Raw genomic sequence first — 10,000 nt, forward strand, 5'->3', positions numbered from 1 at the left:
GTGTACCAGTTGTTCTGCCAAGGGCATAGCTGGGTAGCTATGTGCGGAAGGGATAAGTGCTGAAAGCATCTAAGCATGAAGCCCCCCTCAAGATGAGATTTCCCATAGCGTAAGCTAGTAAGATCCCTGAAAGATGATCAGGTTGATAGGTTCGAGGTGGAAGCATGGTGACATGTGGAGCTGACGAATACTAATAGATCGAGGACTTAACCATATAATATGAAGCAATGTTATCTAGTTTTGAAGGAATATGCCTTCAATAGTTTGGTGATGATGGCAGAGAGGTCACACCCGTTCCCATACCGAACACGGAAGTTAAGCTCTCTAGCGCCGATGGTAGTTGGGACCTTGTCCCTGTGAGAGTAGGACGTCGCCAAGCAACTTTAAGACGAGTCAGAATGACTCGTCTTTTTTGTATGCTTTCATACCTCTATCAATTGCATTTTTAACCCCTTCTAAATAAGAAAATCCATATTTTTTATCTGGCTCTAAGTAAGTTCCTTCCGCCCACTCGTTCCATGCGTTAATAAATAAAAACTCGCTGTTATAAAAAGAGTAAGTCCGATGAATTTGCTTGCTTAAATATATGGTGAACTTTTCAGGGGTAGAACCTACAAAGATGCTGCTATTCGCGTTTTTACGTCGTGCAGTATTATCCCAATCAACAAAAGCACCAGGAAATGTTTTTTTCTTTGGGAGCGATCGTTGTAATATATACATCCATACTTTATCGTAGTCCCAAACGTTTAATTGCATATCAGAATCATATATTACCTTATTTATGTCTGAAGAGCTATCATGGGCAATTGTATAGAAAGGTTCAAACTGAATGCTAGCATCGAATCCATTTATATTAGGTAGTGGAAAACTGTTTAATGTTTCAGCAAAGTATATACCTTTTAAACCATTTTCTCGCGCTAATGCATTCCAGTAATTAAGCATTTTTTCACAATCAGGAATATGTCCTGGACGATAAATAATGAATAGAGGTTTATCATCTATATAAATATATCTCTCATCTTGGAAAGCCTGTAATAAATAATCAAAGTGTTCCTTCCAATCAGATATATCTCCGTAGTCTTGAGGCATTAATATATGTTTATCGAGACCATCCCAAGATTTTGTCCATGGTTCATTTGCCCAAGAAAGACAAAAAGGGAAGTCAGGTTCTTTCATCTTTAGTACCTCATTAAAGGGTGTTTCTAATAGTCTTTTTCCTTTAAACCAGTAATGATAATAACAAAAACCATATATACCGTATGCTTTAGCGATTTTTGCTTGCCACTTTCTTACGGAGGGGGTAGTTAAGTCGTAATAAAAATCTTGATAAGGTTCCCTAGGTTGATAATGTCCTGAAAATAAAGGTCGTGCACTTTTAGTATTTGTCCATTCAGTAAATCCTTTCCCCCACCATCGATCATTTTCTTTAATTTGATGGAATTGTGGTAAGTAAAAAGCGATTATTTTCAAGTTATATCCCCCTCGTGTTTTTCGTAGTTCAAGTGTTGGGAAGTTATTCTTGATTTGGTGAAGCAATTTTAAAATAAGAGATATGTTATCTGTTTACTGTTTTTTTTATGGTATGTATTGGATTTTTTAAGCTTACTTAATAAGAGAGTATTAGGTAATTTGATATATATCTGAAATAGAAAGTACTTTTCGTCATGAAATTTATTACGTTGAATGAAAGGAATTAAATTTTTTGAAGGACAAAGAGGGCCTGTGGTAATCGATTTACATCATCAAAAAAGTCTTGTAGCTTTAAATATTTCTCATAATGATTTTCAATATAAGTCCTAGGTATAACGGTTTCTCCGTAAAAACTACTATTTCTAGCATCCCCTGCACCAGTAGGGCTATGAACAAATTTGCCGTTTTCATAATCCGAGATGGCGCGATGTATATCTGGAAAAGCTTGAGATAAAGTTTTATGCCATCCTGTTTGAATTAATTCAGGATGTTCTTGAAATTGTTGACAAAAATCAAGAAAATAGCGCGCTTGTGTTGTTGCGATGAAGATTCCACCAGGGCGAAGAACTCTTGAAAATTCTTTTACCCAATTTTCGGCAGTTGCTTCGGATAAATGTGAGAATACAGAATAAGCGAATATGATATCTAATGAATTGTCGCTAATAAAATCTACAGGGGGATGTGGGCTTGCTGTTTTATATATCCCTCTTCCTAGTGTTTCATTACAAAGTGTGATCATCGCAGGATCGACATCAATGCCAAGTAAATTTTGATCAGAGGCATCTTTAAATAAGAAGCGTATAATTCTTCCCCATCCGCATCCGAAGTCTAAAACTTTACTTTCTTTATTCAAGGGAACTCCTAAATTTTGGGCGTATTCTTTTATATGGCTATAAAACAAATATGCTTCGTAAAGAGCATGTTCATAAGAAGCACCTACAAATTGTTTTTGAATTTCTTCAGGAGGAAACATAGGTACGGGAACCCCATTTATCGTTGTTTGTGAACAACTTTGTATAAATAAATTTAGAAGTTCGGCATCAGATAGTGAATTAACAAGATGATCAAAATCACTTCCTAACTTAAAGTTATTCATTTGTTAAACCTCCGAATTATATAGTGATTAAACTTTATTTTCTTGCTTTTTACTAATGAAAACATGTAAAAATTCAGCATCTAACCCTAGTGATCTATCCTTTTGTAAAAAAACAATTGTATACATGTTTGCATGTGTATAAATATATTCAATCATATCCTGCCCCCAATCGAACGTTACTAAAGATCCATTCTCATCAATAGGGTTTCCATGATAAATGGGCTCTTCAATATATTCAATCACCTCTTTATTCATTCTTGCTCTTTGCACAGTTTTTGTGAGTGTATGATACCAAGGGACAGTAAATACATGAGCACCGCCAGGTTTTAATACTCGTTCTATTTCTTTAAAGGCTTTGTTTGGCGTCATTACATGCTCAAAAACGTCTTGAGTAATGAATAAATCAAAAGATTCATTTTCAAAAGTCATGTCTTCTAAGTTCTCACATCTAATACCTTGAAAGTATTGGCCAAGAGGATAATTTCTAAAGTATTGAGAATAAGTATAGTTTTTACAGTTTTTTAATAGTAGCTGAGTCGTAATTCCTCCAGGAGAGGATTCGTGAATATTATAGGAATCCCATTTTGGAAAAAATGTATGTAAAGCATGGATTAAAGCTCGCTGCCTTGGTATAGAGTTACATGTAGAACATAAATAATGATCTCTAAGCCAATCATTATGCTCTATAAATGTAGCTTTCTTTTCGCAAATAACGCAGTACCCATTATTGTGTTTCAAATTGATTTCCACACGATATCCCTCCTATGTTAATAAATGCAATCTATGTATGGAAAGTATGATACACGTCAACAATCGGCGAAATTAAAGGAAATGGGTGAAAGTTAGGTATCTCTTAAAATTACGATTAGGAGAAGGGAATAATTAGTTGGAGAGAACTCCCACTCGAATTAAAGTTTCACTTTATGCTATGCGATGTATCAGCTTTTATTCGTGGAAAAATGTATAGACTTAAAATATCCCTTTCGTGTATGGGTACATTTCAAAATCCTGTGCGTATATTTCTGTAACTAAATCCATAGTTTCTTTATCATAAAAGCTTTCGTATGTTGGAAATCGGGGAAAGCCTGGATCTGTAATGCTAAGTTCTGCATAGCTTCCTGCATAAATCATCTTGTGAGCGCGATGATGATCTGAATTTGTAAGAAGTGCTAAAGGGGATTTCATCAAATCGTACATGTGTTCCATCTTGGTGATTTGTGTATTAAAATCTTCTAAAGGAATATAGCATTGAATGAAATTTTCTTCACCAGGGACGTATTGTTGACTAAAATGTATATCTAATGATAGGGAATTGGAACCGAATGCCTGAACGTAATATAAAAATTGTTTAAATGATATTCCTTGATTACTATATTTATCATTATAAAAATAATGACGGATGCTCTCCCATTGTGGGCTAGCATATGGATTGTCAGCAAGTAATAAAAATGAGCTGACAGCTCTTGTATAAGGATTTCGTACAAGTTTACAAACATTTTTTTTAGCCTCTAGAAGACTATTTTGTAATTGTTGAATGTAATTTGTACTGTTTTTATACACCCAGAACTCATAGTAATGAATAAAGTCATTGTATTTCTTTGCTTCAGTAAATAATCCAATTTGAAAAAAGAACCAATTAGCTAATGAGGTGCATCCGCTTCTATGACTCCAAAATAGTATTATAAATGCTAACTTAAATATGTACATTAACGCTTGAATAAATATGTACATTTTCAATTGGATTCTCCATACTGACTCTGAGGTGGTTAGTATGTATATTAAGCTAGATATTCAAACAGAATTTGAGGTTAAAAGTCTTTCAGACTTACCAAATTTTAAAAAACTAATGGGGAACTTAAAAATGAAGATAAATAAAAGTCAATTAGCCAGAGAATTGAATGTGGATCGGCGTACCATAGATAAGTATTTGAATGGTTTTACACCAAAAGGGACAAAAAATAAAACATCGAAAATCGATACATATTATGAAGTGATTGCAGCTCTTTTATCTAGTGATTCTAAACAAATCTTCTACTACAAACGAGTGTTATGGCAGTATCTAACAGACAATCACGGTTTAAAATGTTCACAGTCTGCATTTCGTGCTTATATTAATAGAAAGCCTGAATTTAGAACATATTTTGATGAGGGGAAGCGTATTTTATCAGGTCATTCAGTGGGTGTCCGTTATGAGACACCTCCAGGAGAACAAGCTCAATTAGATTGGAAAGAAAGCATACGATTTGAAACCAAAAGTGGCGAAATCGTATATGTGAATGTAGCTGTACTTTTATTGTCCTACTCGAGATTTAAAGTTTTTCATTTGAATATTTCAAAATCACAAAGTGTTTTAATGTCATTTATGACAGAGGCATTTGAAATGTTTGGTGGTGTACCGAAGGTAATTGTCACGGATAATATGAAGACGGTAATGGATGAAGCTCGAACAGAACACTTTACAGGAACGATTAACAATAAGTTTGCCCAATTCGCTCAAGATTTTGGATTTAAGGTACAACCTTGTATCGCAGGGCGACCAAATACCAAAGGGAAAGTAGAAGCGCCAATGAAACTTCTAGACGAAATTCATGCTTATCAAGGAAGATTCACTTTTGAAGAATTACATGAATTTGTGCAAAAATTATGTGCAAGAATTAATCAAACATTTCATCAAGGGACTGGTAAGATTCCAGTGTTTGCCCTAAAACAGGAAAAGAATCTCCTACAACCACTCCCGAAGAGCGCGATAAGAGATTCCTATATGATTAAGCATAAACTTGTAAAAGTTAATACATCAGGCATGATATCTTACAAATCGAATCAATACTCAGTTCCAGCTGAATATCAAGGTAAAACCGTCGGTTTACAAGTATATGATAATCAAATATATGTTTATCATAACATGAAGTTAATTGTACAACATAAAATCAGCCAATCTAAGCTCAATTATAAAGAAGAACATTATAAAAAAGCATTGGCTAAGTCACTACCTAAATATCCGAACATTGACAATTTGGCGAAACAAAATTTATCAGTAATTGGTGAGGTATATAGAAATGAAGAATAGCTATCAACAATTAACAACAAACCTAGAGTATTTAAAATTAAAACAAATGGCACAACATTTAGGTGACGTAGTCGATTTTAGCATTAATAATGAATTATCCTTCGTAGAGACACTTGTTAAACTGACAAACTATGAGATTGATGTACGAGAACAAAATATGATTCATTCTATGGTGAAAATGGGCGCATTTCCTCATAGAAAGGAGGTTGATGAGTTTGATTTCGAATTCCAGCCGAGTATTAATAAACAACAAATCTTAGATTTTATTTCTCTACGTTTCTTAGAGCAACAAGAAAACATAGTATTTTTAGGACCTAGTGGTGTTGGTAAGACCCATTTGGCCACGTCTATTGGTATAGCAGCAGCTAAAAAGCGAACAAGTACTTATTTTATTAAATGTCATGATTTACTTCAAAATTTAAAACGTGCCAAGATTGAGAATCGCCTAGAATCTCGTTTAAAGCACTATACAAAATACAAATTACTTATTATTGATGAAATTGGGTACTTGCCTATTGATCCGGAGGATGCAAAATTATTCTTTCAATTAATCGATATGCGTTATGAAAAGCGTAGTACCATCCTAACGACCAATATCAACTTCAAGTCTTGGGACGAAGTATTCCAGGACCCTAAACTCGCCAATGCCATACTAGATCGTGTCTTACATCATGCCACGGTGGTCAGTATTGTAGGACAATCCTATCGAATTAAAGATCATTTTAGCAAAGAAAATGATTGATTTTGTACATGCTTAAACAAGCGAAAATGTACATGTTTATCTTGACATTTACAATAGTATAAGGGGAAAGTCTTTATGGTAATGCGGAATTCGATCTTTATGTAGGATTACATGATTTAAAAGTTCTTGATTTATATTTTTCATGAGTTTAGCGCTCCTTTTTTGAGAACTTTGTGTATGTAGAAGCTTTTTTATGGGGTAAACAAGTGAGGATTGTTTATTAAATATATTCATGGGGATGAGTAAATATTATGAGTGTTTTTGCAGTCAACCTGAATAAGGAAGCTATTCTAAAATGAAAATAGAAAATAAAGATAATGAAAATTTATAACAAACATACAATGATAAGAGGATGAATAATCAAAATGATCCAGTTTATTTGTGTATATTTTTAAGTTTGACGATAGGAAAAATTTATTACTAGAGAGATGATATTATGAGGAAGAATAATTATTTAATAGTAGGTGGAAATAGTTTCATTGGTATCAACCTCGCATTGGGTTTATTGAAACAGGGGCAAAATGTAAAAGTATTTTCCAGACATATAAATAATTTTCCTCAAAATATTATAAGTGAAGTTGAATTTATTAAAGGTGATTTAGAAAATGTTGAGGATATATATAAGGCTTTAGTGAATATAGATATTATTATTTATTTAGCTGCGACGTCTAACGTAGCAACTTCAATTGAAGATGTTTTCGGTGATATTAATAGCAGTCTATTTTTTCTTAATTTCATGGAAAGTGTTAAAGATTTTCGTATTAAAAAAATTATATTGGCTTCTTCGGGAGGCACAGTTTATGGTGAACCTGAATATTTGCCTATTGATGAGAAACATCCATTAAGACCACTTTCCCCGTATGGAATAACAAAAGTTTCGCTGGAGAATTATTTGTATTTTTATAAGAGAAAATATGGAATAGATTATGTTGTATGTAGATATTCTAATCCGTATGGAAAATACCAAAACCCCTTAAAAAAAGTAGGGGCCATAAATTGTTTTTTGTACCAGCATCTCAGTAATGAAAGGATTCATATATATGGGAATCCGGAGGAGATTATTAGAGATTATATTTATATCGATGATTTAGTTGAAATTACTATACAACTAGCACAATTAAATCAATTGAAATCTTGCGTATACAACATAGGGAGTGGCAAAGGTCTTTCTTTAAAACGAATTATAGTGGAATTAGAGAAAATAACAGAAAGAAAAGTGGATTTTATCTGTTATAAACAAAAACAAGAGAACGTTCAAAAAATCATTTTAAATATTGATAAGATAAAACAAGAATTGAATTGGGAACCTAAAATAGATTTTAAACATGGGATTAGATTAAATAAGCTATGGATTGAAGAGTTCTTATGTAGTAAAAAATAATAACCCACGCTCTACTTGTATATAAGCAGAGCGTGGGTTATTATTTTATTTCTTTTTCTATAACCCAAAGGTCTTGATGTTCCCACCAAAATCCTTCAGTATACTTTTTGATAATTGGGTTATGGGGTAATGATTTAATTTTGTCACACACGTAAGAGGGACTAACTATCGTTTGTCCGTATTGATTCACATCTAAATCGAATTGTTCACTAGAGGAGAGAAACCAATAGCCCTTTTCATTTAAATTTGGAAACCCAAAGTATTTTTTGCTTTGATAGCCATGGGTTGTGAAAATGAATAAACCACCAGGTGAAACAGCGTTATACAATGTTTGCAGCCAACGAAACCAAGTTGTATCAGGCATATGAGAGAAAAAGGATAGACAAAAAACGATATCGTACGTAGAGGAGTCCAATTTTAACTGTTCAGGCTCAGGATGAGATAATATAGAAGAAGTATTTAATTTGTTTTCAATAAAGGAAATGGCCTCTTCGTGTATATCGCAAGTGGTTATACTCAAATTCGTTTGTAGATTTAATAAATGACGTGTTACGCAGCCGTATCCGGATGCAAATTCTAACAATTGAATTGGATTGGCTGTAGGAGGATAAAGGGAAGTAATTAAGTTTAAGAGTATTTGTGCTGAGTTTTGCCCATCTTTAAAGTAGTAATCTATCGCTTCTTTTTTTGATGGGAAGACGGGATTAGTGACAATGAACTGAAAGATATGATCCTCAGGATGGATGCTTGCATTTACATTATAACTGTGTGCGATTTGAGAAATTAAATCTTTATGTTCCTCTATAAAGTCTTTCAAAGAGTATTCCTCCCTTGAGTAATAGTAGCAACTTACAAGAGATATTGATGGCATAGAAAGCACATGTTTAAATTTTCAAGTATGCTTTAAGATACTTTCTATATGTATACATTTTCATTTTAGAAATGCCGTCGATAGTAAATCTTTCTTTAATGAAATTTTGCATTTGCACAACTTCATTGTAATGGGAGTATGAATCTTCTGTTCTCGTTACGCTATTTAAATGTCGTCTATGATAGTTTAAGGGGGCTGGATTGAAGTAAATATCTCCCTCTGTAAGAAGAGAAACATAGAAGAACCAGTCGCCAGCTATTTTGAACTTCTCTAACTGTTTTTCTGTTTTCTTCATATCTATATTTTTAAAAACTACACTTGAAACATTAGGTATAGTATTTTTGATAAGTAACGTATCTTGTATTTCTTCGACCCCTTTTCGAAAATAGGGGGCTTTCCATTTTTCTTTATCGATATCATTTGTGTAATTTAAATAATGATTAGCCAATACATTTCCTTGTTCATCTATTTGTTTTGATTGTGTGTAACTTAAGGTAATATTGTTATTTATATAAAACCCCTGTATCACCTCTTGTAAAAATGTCTTATCGCATAAGTCATCGGCCTCTGCGATCCAAATATAATCACCAGTTGCTGCAGAGACTCCTTTTATCCATTGTTTAAATACAGAACCAGAGTTTTTATCATTAATAATCTGTTGAACCTTCAGGTGGGTCTTATTTTCTTTTGAAAGCAGCTTTTTAAAAGTTGATACGCTATGATCAGTGGAGGCATCGTCTAAGAAAATTAGTTCGTAAAGAGGGTAGGTTTGGTTTAATATTGATTCGATTCGATCAGGTAAGTATTTTTCATAATTATAGTTCGGTATGATTACACTTATCTTTTTGTAATTATGTTCGAGAAGATCTAGTAATTGATAAATGTAATTAAGAAAATTGAAGTTTTTTTCGATAAGTTCTTGGCCAAAGCTTCCCTTTTGTAATCGTAATCCCTCATCATGAATAAATTCATATATTTTTTCTAGCATTTTGGGTAAATTTAAAAAGTCTACTAAGGCACCAGTTTTTTCTGTAACAACATCTTCAAAACCTCCAGCATTTTTAAACCCTATAACAGGAAGTTTTGCATCTAATGCTTCTAAAACAACATTTGGAAAAGGATCTTCCCTTGAAGTTAATAAGTATAAGTCAGCCCCAGCGTTATATAATCCGATATCGGGAGTAGGATCGACTAATGTGAAATGTGCTTTATATTTAGGGGGCAGTGTATTCAGGAATTGAACGTCTGTTCTCCCTACCCAAATGAAATGAATATCCTTGTGAGTCTTTCTTACTGAGTAAGAGATAAGTGAGAATAGATCTATTCCTTTTCGATAATCTGCGAAGCCTACACCCAAGATGATTTTGCTATCT

The 10,000-nt window shown here is 33.3% G+C and carries 8 protein-coding genes, 2 rRNA genes and 2 pseudogenes (2 of these 12 running past the window's edge); 5 read left to right on the plus strand and 7 right to left on the minus strand.

Translation table 11 applies throughout. The features are described from left to right. Both ACXKY9_RS01960 and rrf read left to right on the plus strand, forming a co-directional pair. A 23S ribosomal RNA gene (locus tag ACXKY9_RS01960) occupies positions 1-214 on the plus strand; it begins 2,708 nt to the left of the window's first position. 49 nt (positions 215-263) lie between these two features. Continuing rightward, a 5S ribosomal RNA gene (rrf, locus tag ACXKY9_RS01965) occupies positions 264-379 on the plus strand. Between the two features lie 14 nt (positions 380-393). On the opposite strand, the gene ACXKY9_RS01970 is transcribed toward rrf, so the two are convergent. The 4 genes and pseudogenes from ACXKY9_RS01970 to ACXKY9_RS01985 form a co-directional block, all read right to left on the minus strand. Continuing rightward, on the minus strand, positions 394-1,470 hold the full coding sequence (locus ACXKY9_RS01970; RefSeq protein WP_000690999.1) for a glycosyltransferase WbsX family protein: 1,077 nt from the start codon (positions 1,468-1,470) through the stop codon (positions 394-396). Between the two features lie 223 nt (positions 1,471-1,693). Beyond that, positions 1,694-2,566 carry a class I SAM-dependent methyltransferase gene (locus tag ACXKY9_RS01975; protein WP_001058693.1) on the minus strand — a complete coding sequence of 291 codons (873 nt, stop codon included), beginning with the start codon at positions 2,564-2,566 and terminating at the stop codon, positions 1,694-1,696. Between the two features lie 27 nt (positions 2,567-2,593). Beyond that, positions 2,594-3,316, minus strand: coding sequence for a class I SAM-dependent methyltransferase (locus tag ACXKY9_RS01980; RefSeq protein WP_000405117.1), 723 nt, complete (start codon positions 3,314-3,316; stop codon positions 2,594-2,596). A 219-nt stretch (positions 3,317-3,535) separates the two neighbouring features. Next, a pseudogene (locus ACXKY9_RS01985) lies at positions 3,536-4,249 on the minus strand (sulfotransferase family 2 domain-containing protein); the annotation flags it as partial. An 88-nt stretch (positions 4,250-4,337) separates the two neighbouring features. On the opposite strand from ACXKY9_RS01985, the gene istA reads away from it, so the two are divergent. Both istA and istB read left to right on the plus strand, forming a co-directional pair. After that, positions 4,338-5,633: an IS21-like element IS232 family transposase gene (gene istA, locus ACXKY9_RS01990; protein ID WP_000275580.1), complete on the plus strand. Its 1,296-nt coding sequence runs from the start codon at positions 4,338-4,340 to the stop codon at positions 5,631-5,633. Beyond that, on the plus strand, positions 5,623-6,375 hold the full coding sequence (gene istB, locus ACXKY9_RS01995; RefSeq protein ID WP_000798699.1) for an IS21-like element IS232 family helper ATPase IstB: 753 nt from the start codon (positions 5,623-5,625) through the stop codon (positions 6,373-6,375). Before istA ends, istB begins: the two co-directional genes overlap by 11 nt. Before the next feature lie 54 nt (positions 6,376-6,429). On the opposite strand, the pseudogene ACXKY9_RS02000 reads toward istB, so the two are convergent. Further along, positions 6,430-6,609 (minus strand): annotated as a pseudogene (locus ACXKY9_RS02000) (sulfotransferase family 2 domain-containing protein); the annotation flags it as partial. A gap of 202 nt (positions 6,610-6,811) precedes the next feature. On the opposite strand from ACXKY9_RS02000, the gene ACXKY9_RS02005 reads away from it, so the two are divergent. After that, positions 6,812-7,756 (plus strand): NAD-dependent epimerase/dehydratase family protein, encoded by a 945-nt coding sequence (locus ACXKY9_RS02005; RefSeq protein WP_001230826.1) that lies wholly within the window; start codon positions 6,812-6,814, stop codon positions 7,754-7,756. A 40-nt stretch (positions 7,757-7,796) separates the two neighbouring features. Here the strand turns inward: ACXKY9_RS02005 and ACXKY9_RS02010 are convergent, their stop codons facing one another. Both ACXKY9_RS02010 and ACXKY9_RS02015 read right to left on the minus strand, forming a co-directional pair. Next, positions 7,797-8,573 carry a class I SAM-dependent methyltransferase gene (locus ACXKY9_RS02010; RefSeq protein ID WP_000651237.1) on the minus strand — a complete coding sequence of 259 codons (777 nt, stop codon included), beginning with the start codon at positions 8,571-8,573 and terminating at the stop codon, positions 7,797-7,799. Between the two features lie 67 nt (positions 8,574-8,640). Beyond that, positions 8,641-10,000, minus strand: the 3' portion of a protein-coding gene (locus ACXKY9_RS02015) for a glycosyltransferase (RefSeq protein ID WP_000558375.1). 572 nt of this gene lie beyond the right edge of the window; only the last 1,360 of its 1,932 coding nucleotides appear in the window; the start codon falls outside the window, past its right edge — the gene reads right to left on this strand; the stop codon is at positions 8,641-8,643.

This window comes from Bacillus sp. 2175 (genome assembly GCF_057812155.1).